Annotated in this window: 16 protein-coding genes, 1 tRNA gene and 1 riboswitch; of the genes, 5 read left to right on the plus strand and 12 right to left on the minus strand. The window is 61.0% G+C overall.

Features of this window, described 5'->3' with window-relative positions; genetic code table 11:
* Positions 1–120: 120 nt before the first annotated feature.
* Both AC1DE4_RS00695 and AC1DE4_RS00700 read left to right on the plus strand, forming a co-directional pair.
* Positions 121–795: a hypothetical protein gene (locus tag AC1DE4_RS00695; protein WP_477879451.1), complete on the plus strand. Its 675-nt coding sequence runs from the start codon at positions 121–123 to the stop codon at positions 793–795.
* 233 nt (positions 796–1,028) lie between these two features.
* On the plus strand, positions 1,029–3,053 hold the full coding sequence (locus tag AC1DE4_RS00700) for a methyl-accepting chemotaxis protein (RefSeq protein ID WP_477879453.1): 2,025 nt from the start codon (positions 1,029–1,031) through the stop codon (positions 3,051–3,053).
* 123 nt (positions 3,054–3,176) lie between these two features.
* On the opposite strand, the gene AC1DE4_RS00705 is transcribed toward AC1DE4_RS00700, so the two are convergent.
* The 3 genes from AC1DE4_RS00705 to AC1DE4_RS00715 all read right to left on the minus strand — a co-directional run bounded on the left by AC1DE4_RS00705 (position 3,177) and on the right by AC1DE4_RS00715 (position 4,836).
* Positions 3,177–3,362 (minus strand): hypothetical protein, encoded by a 186-nt coding sequence (locus AC1DE4_RS00705; protein WP_018857618.1) that lies wholly within the window; start codon positions 3,360–3,362, stop codon positions 3,177–3,179.
* Between the two features lie 250 nt (positions 3,363–3,612).
* Positions 3,613–3,686 (minus strand) — tRNA-Gly (locus AC1DE4_RS00710).
* Between the two features lie 55 nt (positions 3,687–3,741).
* A complete protein-coding gene (locus AC1DE4_RS00715; protein WP_025660383.1) occupies positions 3,742–4,836 on the minus strand; it encodes a 2'-deoxycytidine 5'-triphosphate deaminase in 1,095 nt (364 codons plus the stop codon).
* Positions 4,837–4,908: 72 nt separating this feature from the next.
* A riboswitch (SAM riboswitch) is annotated at positions 4,909–4,987 on the plus strand.
* Positions 4,988–5,032: 45 nt separating this feature from the next.
* On the opposite strand from AC1DE4_RS00715, the gene AC1DE4_RS00720 reads away from it, so the two are divergent.
* Together AC1DE4_RS00720 and apaG are read left to right on the plus strand one after the other, a co-directional pair.
* Entirely contained in the window at positions 5,033–6,217 is a 1,185-nt protein-coding gene (locus tag AC1DE4_RS00720) for an O-succinylhomoserine sulfhydrylase (protein WP_018857620.1), read from the plus strand.
* Between the two features lie 200 nt (positions 6,218–6,417).
* Positions 6,418–6,810: a Co2+/Mg2+ efflux protein ApaG gene (gene apaG / locus AC1DE4_RS00725; protein ID WP_018857621.1), complete on the plus strand. Its 393-nt coding sequence runs from the start codon at positions 6,418–6,420 to the stop codon at positions 6,808–6,810.
* Here the strand turns inward: apaG and AC1DE4_RS00730 are convergent, their stop codons facing one another.
* The 3 genes from AC1DE4_RS00730 to AC1DE4_RS00740 all read right to left on the minus strand — a co-directional run bounded on the left by AC1DE4_RS00730 (position 6,811) and on the right by AC1DE4_RS00740 (position 10,055).
* A complete protein-coding gene (locus AC1DE4_RS00730; RefSeq protein ID WP_018857622.1) occupies positions 6,811–7,806 on the minus strand; it encodes an Hsp33 family molecular chaperone in 996 nt (331 codons plus the stop codon).
* A gap of 92 nt (positions 7,807–7,898) precedes the next feature.
* Positions 7,899–8,816 carry an ornithine carbamoyltransferase gene (gene argF, locus AC1DE4_RS00735; protein WP_025660384.1) on the minus strand — a complete coding sequence of 306 codons (918 nt, stop codon included), beginning with the start codon at positions 8,814–8,816 and terminating at the stop codon, positions 7,899–7,901.
* 42 nt (positions 8,817–8,858) lie between these two features.
* Positions 8,859–10,055 (minus strand): aspartate aminotransferase family protein, encoded by a 1,197-nt coding sequence (locus AC1DE4_RS00740; protein ID WP_025660385.1) that lies wholly within the window; start codon positions 10,053–10,055, stop codon positions 8,859–8,861.
* A gap of 428 nt (positions 10,056–10,483) precedes the next feature.
* Here AC1DE4_RS00740 and AC1DE4_RS00745 point away from each other — a divergent pair, with 428 nt between their 5' ends.
* The gene (locus AC1DE4_RS00745) at positions 10,484–11,017 is read left to right on the plus strand and encodes a GcrA family cell cycle regulator (protein WP_018857625.1); all 534 of its coding nucleotides are present in this window, start codon (positions 10,484–10,486) and stop codon (positions 11,015–11,017) included.
* 93 nt (positions 11,018–11,110) lie between these two features.
* Here AC1DE4_RS00745 and phoB read toward each other — a convergent pair whose 3' ends face one another.
* The 6 genes from phoB to AC1DE4_RS00775 form a co-directional block, all read right to left on the minus strand.
* Positions 11,111–11,794 carry a phosphate regulon transcriptional regulator PhoB gene (gene phoB, locus AC1DE4_RS00750; RefSeq protein WP_477879456.1) on the minus strand — a complete coding sequence of 228 codons (684 nt, stop codon included), beginning with the start codon at positions 11,792–11,794 and terminating at the stop codon, positions 11,111–11,113.
* Positions 11,795–11,830: 36 nt separating this feature from the next.
* Positions 11,831–12,544, minus strand: coding sequence for a phosphate signaling complex protein PhoU (phoU, locus tag AC1DE4_RS00755; RefSeq protein WP_025658811.1), 714 nt, complete (start codon positions 12,542–12,544; stop codon positions 11,831–11,833).
* A gap of 43 nt (positions 12,545–12,587) precedes the next feature.
* Positions 12,588–13,403, minus strand: a complete 816-nt coding sequence (gene pstB, locus AC1DE4_RS00760) for a phosphate ABC transporter ATP-binding protein PstB (RefSeq protein WP_062373337.1) — start codon at positions 13,401–13,403, stop codon at positions 12,588–12,590.
* A 14-nt stretch (positions 13,404–13,417) separates the two neighbouring features.
* On the minus strand, positions 13,418–14,740 hold the full coding sequence (gene pstA, locus AC1DE4_RS00765) for a phosphate ABC transporter permease PstA (protein WP_018857628.1): 1,323 nt from the start codon (positions 14,738–14,740) through the stop codon (positions 13,418–13,420).
* Complete coding sequence (pstC, locus tag AC1DE4_RS00770) at positions 14,737–16,218, minus strand: phosphate ABC transporter permease subunit PstC (RefSeq protein WP_477879458.1); 1,482 nt, start codon at positions 16,216–16,218, stop codon at positions 14,737–14,739. The genes pstA and pstC overlap by 4 nt, the downstream gene beginning before the upstream one ends.
* Positions 16,219–16,366: 148 nt before the next feature.
* Positions 16,367–17,401, minus strand: coding sequence for a substrate-binding domain-containing protein (locus AC1DE4_RS00775; protein ID WP_025658808.1), 1,035 nt, complete (start codon positions 17,399–17,401; stop codon positions 16,367–16,369).
* Positions 17,402–17,464 lie beyond the last annotated feature (63 nt).

Genomic DNA, 17,464 nt, shown 5'->3' on the forward strand with positions numbered 1-17,464 from the left:
CCGCACGCTCTTGGATGATGGTTCAATACGCCACGGCGCGCCGCCTGCGCGCGCGGTAAACGATTCCTACCAGAGGTTCTGCTGCAACTCGGCATCGGCAGGCCGACAATCGCCCGCCCGATGCAGGTCGCACGCCGCAACGACGCGAGCATCGAACAGGAACTCATTGCAAGCGGCTCCATCGATGCCGACAGCTACTACGCATCCCTGGCGCGCGGGCTCCGGCTTCCCTTCCTTTCGGCAATCGACAGCTCCCTCGTCAACGATGACAAGGCACTCGACAGCCAGCTTCTGCAGGCTCGCTGCGTCCGGCTGAACTACATCAGCAAAGGCATGCTGGCGATCGTGCCGGAAGCCCGAAACCTGGTGATGCGCGAGCCAGCGCGCCTCCCGCGCGAGATGGGCGTGGGCGGCTTTCTGGTGTTCCAGTTGCTGATCGGAGGAATGCTGTTTTCCTCTCTCACCCATCCCTGGCTGATCATGCTCCTTGTCACCACCGCCGGCTACCTAGCGCTCGGCTTGCCGCCCGCCGGCAGCAGCGAAGGCGCGCTCTTGCTCCTCGATCTTGCCAATATGGCGGCAAGCTACGGCCTCTTTCTGTTGCTCGGCAGGGTCGCGATGCTGCGTGAGGAAAAACGCAGCATCGGCTGGCGCTGGATCTATGTCCCGCTCTATTGCCTGATGATCTCGGTGGCGGCATGGCGCGCCCTTCTCGAGCTGCCGAGAAAGCCCTTCTTCTGGGACAAGACGCCTCATGTCCCTGTCAGCACCAGTGAGAAGTTGCGCCCCGCTTAGCATGACTCGTCCCTAGGCGGCGGGACCCGAAATTATTTCCGGGGACAGATCCCAAGCGTTAGGGCCACATTAAGCAATGTCCCATTCTATTCGCCAGGACGACGCCGGCTCACGGGCCGAATGCATGATGCGCATGTCGAGCCTTCCGGGCATCCCACCATGCCGTATCCCGCGACATAAAATGCTTCAATAGTCGGCCCGCCCGCGGTCGGGTCAAGCGACTGGACATAGCCATGCTGAAGAACTTGAAAATCCGGACGAAGATCATTTCTGTCGTCGCGCTTCTCGGGGCGATCGCGCTCGGGGGCCTCGTTTATGTCATCACCGAATTCCGCGGTGCCGATGCCACCTACAGCGCCTTCATCGATAACGAGGCACTGGCAGCCATGCAGGCATCCCGCGCCAGCGCCTCGGCAACCGCTGCCGTGCTGCAGGTCACGCTTATCGCCGGCCTCAAGCCGGAGACGCCGGCTTTCAATACGGCGCTCACGACGCCAAGCAAGATGCCTCAAGCGCGCGAACGCCTGGAACAGGCGGCGGCCTTGGTACCTAGCCGCAAGCCGGCGATTGACGACATCCTCGTCGGCATCGCCGAGATGGAAGCGCTTTCCAGCAAGGTCATCGACCTCGCCAAGGCAAAGGACAGTGCCGGCGCGCAGCTTGCAGCAAGCATGCTCAATGCGAAGCTGAACACGGTCACTCCGAAAATGATCGCCAACAATGATGCGCTGATGGCATTGCTGAACGATGGCGGCGACGCGCTCTCCATTAGCGTCAACCAGCGCATCACTCTCAGTTTCGTACTGATCGGGCTCGCTGTCATGGGCGCGATCGGCCTTTCTGTGTGGGTCGCGCAATCGGGGATCACCACGCCCATGGTTCGTCTGCGTGACCGGATGGCTCAGCTTGCCGAGGGAGATACGCACGGCGCCATCGACGGCCTCGACCGTCGTGACGAGGTTGGCCAGATGGCCGGCGCCGTTGCCGTCTTCCGCGACAATGCCGTCGATCGTATCCGGCTTGAGGGCGAGGCCGAAAAGAGCCGCAATCTCAGCGACAGCGAACGCCGAGAACGTGAAGCTCAGCGCGCAACCGAGGCTGCCGATCTCTCGCGCGCGGTCAGCGCGCTTGGCGACGGCTTACGCCGGCTGGCCGCAGGCGACCTCGCATCTCGAATCGATACGGCGTTTGTCGGCGACCTCGATAGTCTGCGACAGGATTTCAACAACTCGATCCTGCGCTTGAACGACACTATGCAGACGGTCGGCGCCAACGCCCGCGCCATCACTGCCGGCGCAACCGAGATCCGCGCCTCGGCGGACGAGCTTTCGAAGCGCACCGAGCAGCAGGCAGCGTCCGTCGAGGAGACGGCAGCGGCCCTCGAGGAGATCACCACCACCGTGAAGGATGCCGCCAAGCGTGCCGAGGAAGCACGTGGGCTCGTGGCACGCACGCGCGCCGGTGCAGAAAAGTCCGGCGAAGTGGTCAGCAAGGCCGTCAACGCCATGCAGCAGATCGCGCAATCCTCCGCGGAGATCGGCAACATCATCGGCGTCATCGACGACATCGCCTTCCAGACCAATCTTCTGGCCCTCAACGCCGGCGTCGAGGCCGCGCGCGCCGGTGAAGCCGGCAAGGGCTTTGCCGTCGTTGCCCAGGAGGTGCGTGAACTTGCACAGCGCTCGGCCAATGCCGCCAGGGAGATCAAGTCGCTGATCACCACATCGGGCGACCATGTGCAGACGGGCGTGTCGCTTGTCGGCGAAACCGGCAAGGCGCTTGATGCGATCGTTCACGAGGTTCAGGAGATCAACCAGCACGTCGACGCGATCGCCGAGGCCGCCCGCGAGCAATCGACCGGCCTGCAGGAGATCAACACGGCGGTGAACTCGATGGACCAGGGAACGCAGAAGAATGCGGCCATGGTCGAGGAAAGCACGGCGGCGAGCCACAAGCTCGCGACGGAAGCGGCGACACTCAACAACCTGCTCGACCAGTTCAAGCTGACCGGCACTGGCAGTTTCAGCGCTAACATTGCCGCGGCAGCGCCGCTGCAGGGCACTCACATCCATTCGGCGCCACGGCCGGCCGCGCCGCCGGTCGCAGCCAGAAAGGCACCCGTCCGCATCGCCACTCCGGGTGTCACCCGCCCCTCTAGCTCGCCGGCTCGGGCGCTTGGGCAGAAACTTGCAAGCGCATTTGGTGCAAGCAGCGCCTCTTCGAGCCCACGCGACGACGCCGATTGGACGGAATTCTGATCCCAGCAAAACGGTACAAAAGCAAAGGGCGGCTCAATGCCGCCCTTTTCGATTATAGACTTTCGACTTCAAACAGCGAGCCATGGCCCGGCTGCCGCACAAGACGGAAGCTAAAAAGGGTGCTCAGGCAAACCCGAGCGGAATTTGCTCGACCTTGCGGCCGCGACCATAATCGCGCTCATAGGAAGCACGATCGTCATCGCGCGCAGACGCAAGAACCACTTCCGGCGCATAGTAGCCGTCAGCGTAAGTGCCGGTATCGCCATTCTCCCGGATCTCGCGCTTCGCCGTGAAAATCTTCAAAAGCATTCTGCAACTCCTCCTGATCATGCCGACAACGACCAAGGGGTCGCCTGCGTTCCCGTGATATCGGAGAATAGTTAAAAATTAACCATGTTTATTAGAGGATTGTCAACTATTTCAATTTCCTTCGAGGCTACCTCTTAAGGGCGTTCTTTCCTCGTGGAGTAAGACAGCGAACGACGGCGGCCCACGTGGCACCACGCTCAGACCACAGTGCGGATGAAATCCGCTCAGTCCCAGCAAAACCATCTGAACTTGGAGCGGGTGAAGGGAATCGAACCCTCGTATTCAGCTTGGGAAGCTGCTGCTCTACCATTGAGCTACACCCGCGTTGGAGCGAGATTTCCAATAGATGGGTGCCGCTGTCAAGCGGGCATTGGCGTTGTCAGATGCGGAAGTGCTTCGAGAGTTTCAGGCCCTGGGCCTGATAGTTGGAGCCGAGGCCGGAGCCGTAGAGGCTCTCGGGGTGCTCCTGCATATGCTCATAGACGAGGCGACCGACGATCTGGCCGTCCTCGAGGATGAAGGGAACCTCGTGGCTGCGGACCTCGAGCACGGCGCGGCTGCCGCGGCCGCCGGCGGGGACGTGGCCGAAGCCGGGGTCGAAGAAGCCTGCATAATGCACGCGAAATTCGCCAACCAACGGATCGAAGGGGGTCATCTCTGCCGCGTAGTGCGGTGGCACATGGATGGCTTCGCGCGAGACGAGAATATAAAACTCGTCCGGATCCAGGATCAGTTCGTTGCGACCGCGGCTATAGAGAGGTTCCCAGAAGTCATAGATGTCGTGCTGCGCCTTCTTGTCGACATCGACGACTGCAGTGTGGTGCTTACCGCGGTAGCCGATCAGTCCATCCTTGTCGCCGGCCAAATCAATCGACAGGGCAATGCCGCCGCCGGAGACGTTCGGCAGCTTGCTGGCGACCAGCGTTTCGGCATCGTGGAGCGCGAGCAATTCCGGCTCCCCAAGTATCGAATGGCCGACCCGGAAACGGATCTGCGACAGGCGCGAGCCTCGACGCACGACGATCGGGAAAGTACGCGGACTGATTTCGAGATAGAGCGGGCCGGAGTAGCCAGCCGGGATTTTGTCGAACTCCTGCGCGTAGTCGGTGATGACGCGGGTGAAGATATCGAGACGTCCGGTCGAGCTTTTGGGATTGGCCGAGGCCGACATGTCGGCCGACAGGTCGAGGCGCTCCATCAAGGGAACGATATAGACACAGCCGGTCTCCAGCACGGCGCCTTCGCTGAGGTCGACGACGTGGAGGCTGAGGCGATCGAGCTTATCGGACACCAAATGGGAAGGACCCGGCATGAAGCTCGCGCGAACGCGGAATGCCTTCGCGCCAAGCCTGAGGTCAAGGCTTGCCGGTTGGATCTGGTCGTGGTCCAAATCGCGCTCGCTGGTGAGACGTCCCGCCTCAAAGAGCGCGGCTATCGCGCGATCCGCCAAAATTCCTGTTTCGCGAGCCATCATGCCCCATCCATATTCGCGGGAGACAAAACCAAACTCAAGGAATTGACGCAAGCATAGAACGGCAGTATTGCACTTTTATCCCGTGGTGATTTGGCCGGTCGGCTTGCAGCCACGTTAAACAAGTGGCTAAAAGGACCGGGTGCAAAACCGGTCTGCTTTCGCGGCCGGTTTTTTTGTTGTTTGAAAGTGGTGATTCATGAGCAAGACTTGGCGCCCCGCAACCCAACTCGTTCACGACGGCTCTTTGCGCTCGCAATATGGCGAGACCTCGGAAGCCATCTACCTCACGCAGGGCTTCGTCTATGAGAGCGCGGAAGCGGCCGAAGCGCGCTTCAAGGGCGAAACGGAAGGCTATATCTACGCTCGCTACGGCAGCCCGACAAACGACATGTTCGAGAAGCGCATGTGCGCACTGGAAGGCGCAGAGGAAGCCCGCGCCACGGCCTCCGGCATGGCAGCCGTCACCGCCGCAATCCTCTGCCAGGTGAAGGCCGGCGACCACATCGTTGCCGCCCGCGCCCTCTTCGGCTCCTGCCGCTGGGTCGTCGAGACGCTCGCCCCGAAATACGGTATCGAATGCACGCTGGTCGACGGTCGCCATCTGGAAAACTGGGAAAAGGCGATCCGCCCGAACACCAAGGTGTTCTTCCTGGAAAGCCCGACCAATCCGACACTCGAGGTGATAGACATTGCCGGCGTCGCCAAGCTCGCCAACCAGATCGGCGCCAAGGTCGTGGTCGACAACGTCTTCGCCACGCCGATCTTCCAGAAGCCGCTCGAGCTCGGCGCCCATATCGTCGTCTATTCGGCCACCAAGCACATCGACGGCCAGGGCCGCAGCCTCGGTGGCGTCATCCTCTCCGACCGGGAATGGGTCAACGAGAACCTTCAGGACTACTACCGCCACACCGGCCCGGCCATGTCGCCGTTCACGGCATGGACGCTGCTGAAGGGACTCGAGACGCTGCCGCTGCGCGTCAAGCAGCAGACCGAAAACGCATCGAAGATCGCCGACTTCCTGGCCGATCAGCCGAAGGTCGCCAAGGTCATCTATCCCGGCCGCAACGATCATCCGCAGGCCGACATCGTCGCCAAGCAGATGAAGGGTGGCTCGACACTGGTCGCCATCGAACTCAAGGGCGGCAAGGAAGCAGCTTTCGCGCTCCAAAACGCCTTGCAGGTCGTCAAGATCTCCAACAATCTGGGCGACGCCAAGAGCCTGATCACGCATCCGGCTACGACGACGCACAAGAACCTGACCGACGAAGCACGGGCGGAGCTCGGCATTTCCGGCGGTACCGTTCGTCTTTCCGCCGGCATCGAGGACACGGACGACCTGATCGAGGACTTCGCCCAGGCTCTCGCAAAAGTGAACGCCTGATCAGCCGACATCGGCCGGATCGACGCAAATCCGGCCGACCGCCACATGCTGCTTTGCCCCACCCAAGACAGGTCAAAGTCAGGCTTAAGTGGCGAAACTTCTTGCCTTTACAGGCATTACGGACGTGATCGACTATCGGTTTATTGACGGATCGGCTGTCGTATAAGATACCGGTAACGTATATTGACTATGGTGTAGGCATGTACCGCGCCCTTACACGAGACATTGAAGTCGTCGTCGAACCTTTTTATCTGGAGGAGCAATCCGATCCGGAAGACGATCGCTATGTCTGGGGCTACCGGATCGTCATCAGCAACAATTCCGACAAGTCCGTGCGACTGGTGAACCGCTATTGGAACATCACCGACCAGAACGGCCTCGTCGATGAGGTCACGGGCGCCGGCGTCGTGGGCGAACAGCCGCGGCTCGCGCCCGGCGATACCTATGAATATTCCTCGGGCTGCCCGCTGGATACGCCGTCGGGGCTGATGTTCGGCCACTACCAGATGGAAACGGACGAAGGCGAGCTTTTCAATGTCGAAATACCCGCCTTCTCACTGGATTCGCCAGGGCTGCTGAGAGTCCTGAACTGATCACTCAGCAGGCTCTGCCACCTCTTCCACTTCGAAACGATAGGTCGTCGAGCAGAATTCGCAGGTGACCGAAATTGCGCCGTCTTCCTGACTGGCATCAATTTCCTCCGCCGAGAAGCCCTTCAGCACCCCCTTGATCTTTTCGCGGGAACAGCTGCACCGATCGAAGACCTCGCGCGGTTCGTAGACGCGAACCCCACGCTCGTGGAACAGACGATATAGCAGCCGCTCGGTGCCGACTTGCGGATCCGTCAGTTCGTCGGCGTCGATCGTGTCGACGAGCGAGCGGGCTTCCATCCAGGCATCGTCTTCCTTGTGGGTGCCGCCAGTCCTATCGCCGTCGCCGCCGTGAAGATCCGGCTGGCGCATGCGCTCCGGCGCTTCCGGCAGGAACTGGGCGACAAGACCGCCAGCCCGCCAGCGGTGGCGCGGCTTGCCCGCGTCGTCGCGATCGAAGAGTTCGGCAGCAGCAAGACGCACCCGCGTCGGGATCTGCTCAGACTGGCGGAAATAGGTGCCGGCAATCTCTTCAAGGGTCGCACCGTCGAGCGCAACGATACCCTGGTAGGGTTGGGAAAACTTGCCCTGATCGATCGTAAAGGCCAGCATGCCCTTGCCGAGAAGCTGTTCGGGCTCGATCTGCCCTGCCGCAACGGCCCTGTCGAGGAGGCCCTGGTTGAAGCGTGCGTAGGCACGCACGTTCTCAGGCGTCGAGAAATCGCAAACAAGCAGGTCCACCGGGCCGTCGCCCTTGGTCTGGACCGTGAACTTGCCTTCAAATTTCAGCGACGTGCCGAGCAGCACCGTCAGCACAACGACTTCGGCAAGAAGCCGCGCGACGGGCGCAGGATAGCGATGGCGCTCGAGGATCGCGTCCAGCATCGGCCCGAGCTGGACGGCGCGACCGCGCACATCCAGTCCCTCAACCTGAAACGGAACGACATGATCATCGCCGGCGAAATTGAATTCGCCGAGGGTGGCTGCAGGTTCTGCCATGGTCTTCTCCTAGTCTGAGAGCGGCAGACAAGGGTGTCCATCCGCTCGCACGGCCACCGGGCCTTCCGGCCAAACGTGGCGTCCAGTATGGTTCAGATCGCGCCCAGGCACCAAGCAAGAATCGACTTCTGCGCATGAAGACGGTTTTCCGCTTCATCGAAGACCACGGATTGCGGGCCGTCGATCACCTCGTCCGTAACTTCCTCACCACGATGGGCGGGCAGGCAATGCATGAACAATGCATCCTTGTCGGCCTGCGCCATCAAAGCCGAATTGACCTGATAAGGCTGGAATACGTTGTGACCACGGGCCCGATGTTCCTGATTCATGGAGACCCAGGTATCGGTCACCACACAATCGACGCCGGCGACCGCACGGTCTGCATCATGGTAAAGCATGATTTCGGCGCCCTCATTGCGGGCCCAGTTCAGATAGTGATCCTTTGGCTCGGAACCAAGGGGCACCGCCATATTCATGCGGTAGCCAAAACGCGCGGCTCCTTCGACCAACGAATGCAGCACGTTGTTGCCGTCACCGGTCCAGGCGATCGTCTTGCCCTTGATCGGGCCGCGGTGCTCTTCGAAGGTCATGACATCAGCCATGATCTGGCAGGGGTGCGTATCATCCGTCAATGCGTTGATGACAGGAACGGTTGCATGCTCGGCGAGCTCCAGCATGCGGGCATGATCAGTCGTGCGGATCATGATCGCGTCGACATAGCGCGACAGCACCTTGGCCGTGTCACCGATCGTCTCGGCGCGGCCGAGCTGCATTTCTGTGCCCGACAGGAACAGCGTCTCGCCCCCGAGCTGGCGCATGCCAACGTCGAAGGACACGCGGGTGCGCGTCGAGGGCTTTTCGAAGATCATCGCCAGCATCTTGCCTGATAGCGGCTTGTCGCCCTGCCCGGCCTTGAAGGCCTGCTTGCGCGAGATTGCGTCATCCATGATGAGCCGTAGGTCGGATGCCGCGACGGCGGAGAGATCGAGGAAGTGTTTGGGGGAAGCCATTATCGTTACCTATCACGCCCGCCTTCCGACAGGCACTACTCATTAAGCCGTCTTCTTGACCTTCGCAGCGCGCACGCTTTCGGCGGCGCGTTCGAGGCGGGCAAGGCCCTCGCGGGCTTCGTCAGCAGTGACGACCAGAGGCGGCAGAAGACGAATGACATTGTCGCCAGCGGGTACGCCGAGCAGATGGGCGTCACGGATCGCCTGCAGCAGTTCGGAGGACGGCACGGCGGCCTTGACGCCGAGCAGCAGCCCCTCGCCCTTGATATCCTCGATGATATCAGGATAGCGATCCTTGAGCGAGGCCAGCCCTTGGCGGAATACCAGCGAGACGTCACGCACCTGCTGCAGGAAGCCCTCCGCGAGGATCACGTCGAGCACGGCACTGCCAACTGCCATGGCGAGCGGATTGCCGCCATAAGTGGAGCCATGCGTGCCGGCCTTCATGCCGGAAGCGGCCTCTGCCGTGGCAAGGCAGGCTCCGAGCGGGAAGCCGCCGCCGATGCCCTTGGCAACCGCCATGATATCGGGGGTAGCGCCTGACCACTCATGCGCAAAGAGCTTGCCCGTGCGGCCCATGCCGGTCTGCACTTCATCGAAAATCAGCAGCAGACCATGCTCGTCGCAGATCGCGCGAAGTGCCTTCAGGAACTCGTTCGTCGCCGGGCGGACGCCGCCTTCCCCCTGAATAGGTTCGATGAGGATCGCGGCCGTTTCATTTGTGATGGCGCTGCGGACTGCATCGAGATCACCGAACGGCACCTGATCGAAGCCAGGCGCCTTGGGACCGAAGCCTTCGAGGTATTTCTCCTGGCCACCGGCGGCAATCGTCGCCAGCGTACGGCCATGGAAGGCGCCTTCAAAGGTGATAATATGGAACCGCTCGGGATGGCCCTTGGAAAACTGATAGCGGCGCGCGGTCTTGATCGCGCATTCCAAGGCTTCCGCGCCGGAGTTCGTGAAGAACACCTTATCGGCGAAGGTCGCATCGGTCAGCCGCTTTGCCAGTGTTTCCTGACCCGGGATCTCATAGATGTTGGACAGATGCCAGACCTTGTCGGCCTGCTCCTTCAGCGCGCCAACCACATGCGGATGGCTGTGGCCAACGGAGGTGACGGCAACGCCCGCGCCGAAATCAAGATATCGCTCGCCCGTTTCGCTGATCAGCCACACGCCTTCTCCTCGCTCGAACCGCAGCGGGGCACGAGAGTAGGTGTCGTAAAGCGCGGCTTCAGCCATGGCGCGATCTCCTATCAGCAATCATCAGCAGCCGGACTCCGGCTAAGGAAAGCAGGTCCGGAAAATTAAAAATGCCGCCTTTCGGCGGCGAGCAGCACTATTTACTTTTCGCACTGCAATGTCAACAAAACTGAGGTTTCGCTGCATGCGTCAAGCAGCCATCCCGAGGCGCTCGACCTATCAACAACTATGTTGCATAAATGACTCTCACGCCCAGCAAGTTGGGGAAAACTTGAAAATCGATTCCCCGAGATTCAACCGACTCTTGTCACGGAGTCGGCCTCACACTAGGTTAAAACTCAATTACTAGGCTGCATGCGGCGGAACTAGTCACCAAAATTTGAGTAAGCGTTTCTTGCCTCGGATACGTCCGTGGCAACGGTGAAGGATTCTGCCTACACCAACGCTAATAAGGCGGAGACAGGGGCATGAACTGGACAGACGAGCGCGTTGAAAAACTGAAGAAGCTGTGGTCCGAAGGCCTGAGCGCCAGCCAGATCGCAGCACAACTTGGCGGTGTAAGTCGTAACGCCGTCATTGGTAAAGTCCATCGTTTGAGTCTGCCCGGCCGTGCCAAGGCCGGCGGTTCGACGACCACCGTCAGAACCCCCAAGCGCACGACTTCGGCGCCCCGCGCCACGAACTACGCCTCGCGGATCACCACACGCACCGTTACCCGCCAACAGGGCGCGACGATGCTCAAGGAAGAGATCGAAATCGATACGGTGGAGGAAGTCCGCTTCCGTCCGGCCGCAAATGTAATCGTTCCGATTTCTCGCCGCCTTGGCCTCACCGAGCTCACCGAGCGCACCTGCAAGTGGCCGGTCGGCGATCCGCTCAATGACGACTTCCACTTCTGCGGTTGCGAGTCCCCGGACTCTTCCCCGTATTGCACGTATCATCAGCGCATGGCCTACCAGCCGGTCAACGAGCGCCGCAAGGCCGCTAACCGGGTCGCCTGACCCGGAAGCCGGATAAGGAATAAAGAAAACGGGCCCTCGCGGGCCCGTTTTTCGTTGTAAGGGAAAGACCTCTCAGGCTCTCGCCTGAAAGGATCAGGCTTCCATCGAATAGCCGGCACCGCGCACGGTGCGGATGACGTCCTGCATGTTGGGCAAGTTCAAAGCCTTGCGCAGGCGGCCGACATGGACGTCAACAGTACGCTCGTCGACATAGATGTCGTGACCCCAGACGCCGTCGAGCAACTGCGAGCGCGAGAAGACGCGGCCGGGCGATGCCATCAAGAACTCGAGAAGGCGGAATTCGGTCGGGCCGAGGCGGACTTCGCGGCTCTTGCGGTGAACGCGGTGCGTCTCGCGATCCAGCTCGATATCGCCGCACTTCAGCAGCGTCGAGAGCACCTCGGGCTTGGCACGACGCAGCATCGCCTTGACGCGAGCGACAAGCTCCGGCGTCGAGAACGGCTTGACGACGTAATCGTCAGCACCGGTCGAGAGGCCGCGAACCCGTTCGCTTTCCTCGCCACGGGCGGTCAGCATGATGATCGGCAGGCGCTCGGTTTCCGGCCGCATGCGCAGGCGGCGGCAGAGCTCGATGCCAGACACGCCCGGCAACATCCAATCGAGGATGAGAAGGTCCGGCGTGCGTTCCTGAAGCCGGATCTCGGCCTCGTCGCCGCGCAGGATGGTATCGACCTCAAAGCCTTCGGCCTCAAGGTTATAGCGGAGAAGCACGCTCAGCGCTTCTTCGTCTTCAACGACAGCTACTTTAGGGATCATTCGTTTCGGTCTCCTGGGGGCGCGGTCGCGGAATGACTATTCAGTGACTGCGCCGACGGTGTTGGCGGTATCGTCCTTCGGACGTTCGCCTTCCGGCTGGGCACCGGTGGCCATGTAGTAGATCGTTTCGGCAATGTTGGTGGCGTGGTCGCCGATGCGCTCGATGTTCTTGGCGCAGAACAGAAGATGCGTGCAGCTGGTGATGTTGCGCGGATCTTCCATCATGTAGGTGAGCATTTCACGGAACAGCGAGGTGTACATCGCGTCGATTTCCTCGTCGCGCTCACGGACCGATTTTGCTTTGTCGGCAGCACGGCTCGTGTAGACGTCGAGGACTTCCTTGAGTTGGACGAGGGCGAGCTCGGACAGGTGCTCGAGGCCGCGGGCGAGCTTGCGCGGCACGCCGGCGCTCTGTACGGCAATGACGCGCTTGGCAGTGTTCTTGCCCAGGTCGCCGACGCGCTCCAGGTCTGCCGCGATGCGGATGGAGCCCATGATCTCGCGAAGATCGGCCGCCATGGGCTGGCGGCGGGCGATCGTGACGATCGCCTTGTCGCCGATCTCGCGCTCCGCGTGGTCGAGGATCACATCGTCCGAGATGACCTTCTGGGCAAGAGCCGTATCGCCGTTTACGAGCGCGCGTACGGCATCCGAGACCATCTGCTCGGCCAAGCCGCCCATTTCCGAGATACGGCGGGACAGGAACTTCAAATCATCGTCGTAGGCAGAAAAGATATGTGTCGATGCCATAGGGCTCATCCTTGAATATCGTAAGTGCTACCGAGACGGCCGATCAACCGAAGCGGCCCATGATGTAGTCCTGGGTGCGCGGATCGTCCGGGTTGGTGAACATCTTGTCGGTGTCATTCTCCTCGACGAGGTTGCCAAGGTGGAACATGGCTGTGCGCTGCGAAACACGGGCGGCCTGCTGCATCGAGTGCGTCACGATGACAATCGTGTAGTTCTCGCGGAGCTCGTGGATGAGCTCCTCGACCTTGGCCGTTGCAATCGGATCGAGTGCCGAGCATGGCTCGTCCATCAGGATGACTTCGGGGCTGACGGCGACGGCGCGGGCGATGCAGAGGCGCTGCTGCTGACCACCGGAAAGACCGGTGCCAGCTTCGTGAACGCGATCCTTCACCTCATTCCAGAGGCCGGCGCGCTGCAGGCTGTGTTCGACGATCTGGTCCATGTCGGCCTTCGACTTGGCGAGCCCATGGATACGCGGACCGTAGGCGACGTTTTCGTAGATCGTCTTCGGGAACGGGTTGGGCTTCTGGAACACCATGCCTACACGCGCGCGAAGCTCCACAACGTCGATATCCGGATCGTAGATATCTTCGCCATCGAGCGTGATCTTGCCAGTGACGCGGCAACCGTCGATCGTGTCGTTCATGCGGTTCAGGCTGCGCAGGAAGGTGGACTTGCCGCAACCGGATGGGCCAATCAGGGCGGTCACCGTGTTTTCACGGATGTTCAGCTTCACGTCGAACAGCGCGCGCTTCTCGCCGTAGTAAACGGAGACGTCCTGGCCGATCATCTTGTAGGGAATGGTGTTCATCTTCTGATCAACCGCTTTCTCAACTGCTGCTTCCGTCAACATGTTCATAATGTTTACTCCGTTTACCAGCGGCGCTCAAAGCGACGACGCAAGAGGATGGCTCCGAGGTTCATGAGGATCAGGAATAGGAGCAGGACGATAATGGCGCCGGAGGTCCGCTCGACGAAGGCGCGCTCGGCTTCATTGGCCCACATGTAGACCTGCACCGGCAGGGCCGTCGAAGGCTCCATGGGCGTCGCCGGAGCATTCGCGACGAAAGCGACCATGCCGATCAAAAGCAGCGGCGCCGTCTCCCCGAGCGCGTGCGCCAGACCGATAATCGTGCCGGTCAGGATGCCGGGCATCGCAAGCGGCAGGACGTGGTGGAAGACCATCTGCATCTTGGAGGCGCCGAGGCCGAGCGCGGCCGAGCGGATCGATGGCGGGACGGCGCGAAGCGCTGCGCGGGTCGCGATGATGATCGTGGGCAAGGTCATCAGGGTCAGTACCAGACCACCAACCAGCGACGCTGAACGCGGCAAGCCGGCGAAGTTGATGAAAACAGCAAGACCGAGCAGACCGTAGACGATGGAGGGAACCGCCGCGAGGTTGTTGATGTTGACCTCGATCAGGTCCGTCAGCTTGTTCTTCGGTGCAAATTCCTCGAGGTAAATCGAAGCGGCAACGCCGATCGGCAGGGAAAGGACGAGCACGATCAACATCAGATAAAGCGAGCCAACCAGGGCGACACCAAGACCGGCGGCCTCGGGACGGCTGGAGTTGCCGTTGACGAAGAGCCCGGTGTTGAATTTCTTGTGCAGCGCACCGGTTTCCGCCAGCTGGTTCATCCAGCCAACCTGCCTGTCGTTCACCTTGCGGTTCTTCTCGTCGACCTTGAGGTCAATCTGACCCTTGTTGGCGGAGTCAACGTTGGCGTCTGCAAGCAGGGTGATGTTGACTGTCCTGCCGATGAGCGACGGATCGGCAACGACCATGTCGCGCAGCTGGATCGGCGCGCCCTTGGAGATCATAGCGGTCGCGTCACGCACCTCGGGACGGCTCGATGCATTGAGGTTCAGCGTCTTGACCATCGCGTCGCGGATGAGAACCGAATAATTGGCCGCGATCAGCACGGACGGATCCGTTGCGCGCTTGTTGTTCGGGTCGATGGTTTTCTCGCTGAACTCGATCGGCAGCGTGATCGCCGTCTGCAGGAAGGCCGTGTAGCCCTTGCTGACGACGCTCGTCAGCAAAACCGCCAGGAAGATCAAGCCAAAGGAGATCGCAGCGATGCCATAGATGCGGAACCGGCGCTCGGCGGCATAGCGGCGCTTGAGGCCGATGTCGCGACGTTCAGGCGCCTTCGAAACGACAACGCCCTGACCCGGAGAAACAATATCCGTCATTCGTACTGCTCCCGGTATTTGCGCACGATATAGAGCGCGTAGATGTTGAGGCAAAGCGTGATGAAGAACAGCGTGATACCAAGCGCGAAGGCAACCAGCGTCTGCGGCGAGGTGAACTCCAGATCACCAGTGAGCTGATTGACTATCTTGACAGTGACTGTCGTCATTGGCTCGAACGGGTTGACCTGGATGCGCGCTGCGACACCCGCCGCCAGCACTACGATCATGGTTTCGCCGATGGCGCGCGATGCAGTCATCAGAAGCGCGCCGACGATGCCGGGCAGCGCCGCGGGAAGCACCACCTTCTTGATTGTCTCCGAACGCGTCGCACCGAGACCGAGCGAACCATCGCGGAGCGCACGCGGCACAGCGGTGATGATATCGTCGGAGAGCGACGAAACGTATGGGATCAGCATGATGCCCATGACGATACCCGCTGTCAGAACGCTCTGCGCCTGAATAAAGTTCGCATAATTGCCGGTAAGGAGGCCGTTTACCTGCGAAGACAGGTCGCGGAGGAAGGGGCCGACCGTGACGAGGGCGAAAAAGCCGTAAACAATCGTCGGAATACCAGCGAGCACTTCGAGCAGCGGCTTTGCGATCGATCGCACCGCGGGGGCCGCGTATTCCGCCATGTAGATCGCCGCGAACAGGCCGACAGGCACCGCCACCAGCATCGCAACGAAGCCGATGTAAAGCGTGCCTAGCAGCAGCGGTATCAGGCCGAATTGCCCGAAGGACGAGCCGCCGGCACCAGCAAAGCGCGGATCCCAGACCGTACCGAAGAAGAAGTCTGCAGCAGGAACGACCGCGAAGAAATGCGCGGCTTCCGTCAGCATTGACAGAACGATACCGATCGTCGTCAGGATGGCGATCGAGGACGCCAGGAGCAGGCCCCAAAGCATGACACGTTCGACGCGGTTGCGTGCACGGAATCGCGGAGCGACTTCACGAAGCGCATAGAATGCGCCGGCAACGGCAAGGATGAGGACGACCGCCGTCATGACGAGGCGGCTGGAAGCCGATTCTTCGTTCAGCTTTTGCGCTGCGTCGATCATGTATGGCTGCGGCTGGCCGGCCAGCGGAACGCCCTTTGCAGCAAGCTTTGCCTGGAGGCCAGCCGGATCGCTGGCAGCACCGCTGATCTCCTCCGGGGTGAGGAGCGGCAAGCCGCGCGCAATCGCGCTGACCATCCCGTAATTCAGGTTCTGCTGCGCGGCCGGCTGCGCCTTGACGTCATCCGGGAAAGTGCCACGGACAGAAGACTCAATGATCGAAGGGCTGATCAGCAGCCAGGCGCACAGCACGATAAGTGCCGGCAGCACCGCCCAGATGGCGGCATAGGCGCCATAGTAGCCCGGTCGCGAATGCAGCGCGGAGGACTTGCCCCCGGCAAGTGCCGTAGCACGGCTGCGCGCTGCGATGAAAGCAACGGCGCCAAGCACCACGAGACACAAGAGTATGATGGATGTACCCATTCGTTTAGGTCCCAGGCCCTTTGACCCCAAAAGCGGAAACGGCAGGCGGACCGATCCGGCTCTCAAACTTGCAGAAGTTCAGACCCCGTCCCGACTTGGCGGAACAAGGCAAAGCCGGCGCGATCTGGTGATCGCGCCGGCAAAGTCCTTACATAGTCTTGCCGTCTTCAACGCCCTTGCGGATCGCGTCGCGCTCACCGTCCGGAGCGGCAACGAGGCCGTACTCGACGAGCGGGCTGTCCGGTCCGATCATCTGTTCGGATACGAAGAAGTTGACGTATTCCTTCAGGCCCGGGATGACGCCGAGGTGTGCCTTCTTGACGTAGAAGAACAGCGGACGGGAAACCGGGTACGTGCCGTCGGAGATGGTTTCGGTCGACGGAACGATACCGTTGACGGTCGCAACCTTCAGCTTGTCGGCGTTGTTTTCATAGAAGGAAAGGCCGAAGACGCCAACGCCGGTCTTGTTGGCAGCGATGCGTGCCAGCGTTTCCGGATAGTCACCGTCGATGTCGACAGCAGCGCCGTCCTTACGGACTGCGACGCAAGCCTTGGTCTGAGCGGCGGCGTCAGAGATCGAAGCCTTGATGACGTCGAGAGCGCCGGAAGCCTTGCAGCCAGCAGCAAGAACGTTCTGTTCGAAGACTTCGCGGGTGCCGTGCTTTTCGCCCGGGATGTAGGCAGCAATGTCAACAGCCGGGAGTGCCGGGTTGACTTCCGACCACTTCTTGTAAGGGTTGGCGACGAGCTTGCCGTCAACAACGACCTGGGCAGCCAGAGCCTTATAGATGTCGGCCGGGACGTAGGCGACATCAGGGTTTGACGAGTCGGTCGCGAAGACGATGCCGTCATAGCCGATCTTCACTTCCTGGATGTCGGTCACGCCGGCTGCCTTGCAGGCGTCCAGTTCCTTGGCGTTGATCGGACGCGAAGCGTTGGCAACGTCGATGGTGTCCGGGCCGACGCCCTTGCAGAATTCCTTGAGGCCAGCGCCCGTGCCGCCGGATTCAACGACCGGCGTCTTGAAGTCCTTGAAGGTTTCGCCGAAGGTTTCGGCTACGATCTTGGCGTAAGGCAGGACGGTGGACGAGCCAGCAACCTGAACCTGGTCGCGAGCAACGGCCGCGCCAGCGAAAGCGGCGGAAGCGGCAAGTGCTGCGACCGTGAGTTTAAAAGCGTTCATAACAATCTCCCGGGCATATAGCGGTCTGAGTGCGGCCTCGAGCGGCCTTTGCAGTGCCGTCTT

This window comes from Rhizobium sp. 10N414, assembly GCF_056394785.1.

Excerpts from the sequence above, each read along its gene's own strand:
- AC1DE4_RS00695 (WP_477879451.1), top strand. The coding sequence starts at position 121 with ATGCAGGTCGCACGCCGCAACGACGCGAGCATCGAACAGGAACTCATT.
- AC1DE4_RS00700 (WP_477879453.1), top strand. The coding sequence starts at position 1,029 with ATGCTGAAGAACTTGAAAATCCGGACGAAGATCATTTCTGTCGTCGCG.
- AC1DE4_RS00705 (WP_018857618.1), bottom strand. The coding sequence starts at position 3,362 with ATGCTTTTGAAGATTTTCACGGCGAAGCGCGAGATCCGGGAGAATGGC.
- AC1DE4_RS00715 (WP_025660383.1), bottom strand. The coding sequence starts at position 4,836 with ATGATGGCTCGCGAAACAGGAATTTTGGCGGATCGCGCGATAGCCGCG.
- AC1DE4_RS00720 (WP_018857620.1), top strand. The coding sequence starts at position 5,033 with ATGAGCAAGACTTGGCGCCCCGCAACCCAACTCGTTCACGACGGCTCT.
- apaG (WP_018857621.1), top strand. The coding sequence starts at position 6,418 with ATGTACCGCGCCCTTACACGAGACATTGAAGTCGTCGTCGAACCTTTT.
- AC1DE4_RS00730 (WP_018857622.1), bottom strand. The coding sequence starts at position 7,806 with ATGGCAGAACCTGCAGCCACCCTCGGCGAATTCAATTTCGCCGGCGAT.
- argF (WP_025660384.1), bottom strand. The coding sequence starts at position 8,816 with ATGGCTTCCCCCAAACACTTCCTCGATCTCTCCGCCGTCGCGGCATCC.
- AC1DE4_RS00740 (WP_025660385.1), bottom strand. The coding sequence starts at position 10,055 with ATGGCTGAAGCCGCGCTTTACGACACCTACTCTCGTGCCCCGCTGCGG.
- AC1DE4_RS00745 (WP_018857625.1), top strand. The coding sequence starts at position 10,484 with ATGAACTGGACAGACGAGCGCGTTGAAAAACTGAAGAAGCTGTGGTCC.
- phoB (WP_477879456.1), bottom strand. The coding sequence starts at position 11,794 with ATGATCCCTAAAGTAGCTGTCGTTGAAGACGAAGAAGCGCTGAGCGTG.
- phoU (WP_025658811.1), bottom strand. The coding sequence starts at position 12,544 with ATGGCATCGACACATATCTTTTCTGCCTACGACGATGATTTGAAGTTC.
- pstB (WP_062373337.1), bottom strand. The coding sequence starts at position 13,403 with ATGAACATGTTGACGGAAGCAGCAGTTGAGAAAGCGGTTGATCAGAAG.
- pstA (WP_018857628.1), bottom strand. The coding sequence starts at position 14,740 with ATGACGGATATTGTTTCTCCGGGTCAGGGCGTTGTCGTTTCGAAGGCG.
- pstC (WP_477879458.1), bottom strand. The coding sequence starts at position 16,218 with ATGGGTACATCCATCATACTCTTGTGTCTCGTGGTGCTTGGCGCCGTT.
- AC1DE4_RS00775 (WP_025658808.1), bottom strand. The coding sequence starts at position 17,401 with ATGAACGCTTTTAAACTCACGGTCGCAGCACTTGCCGCTTCCGCCGCT.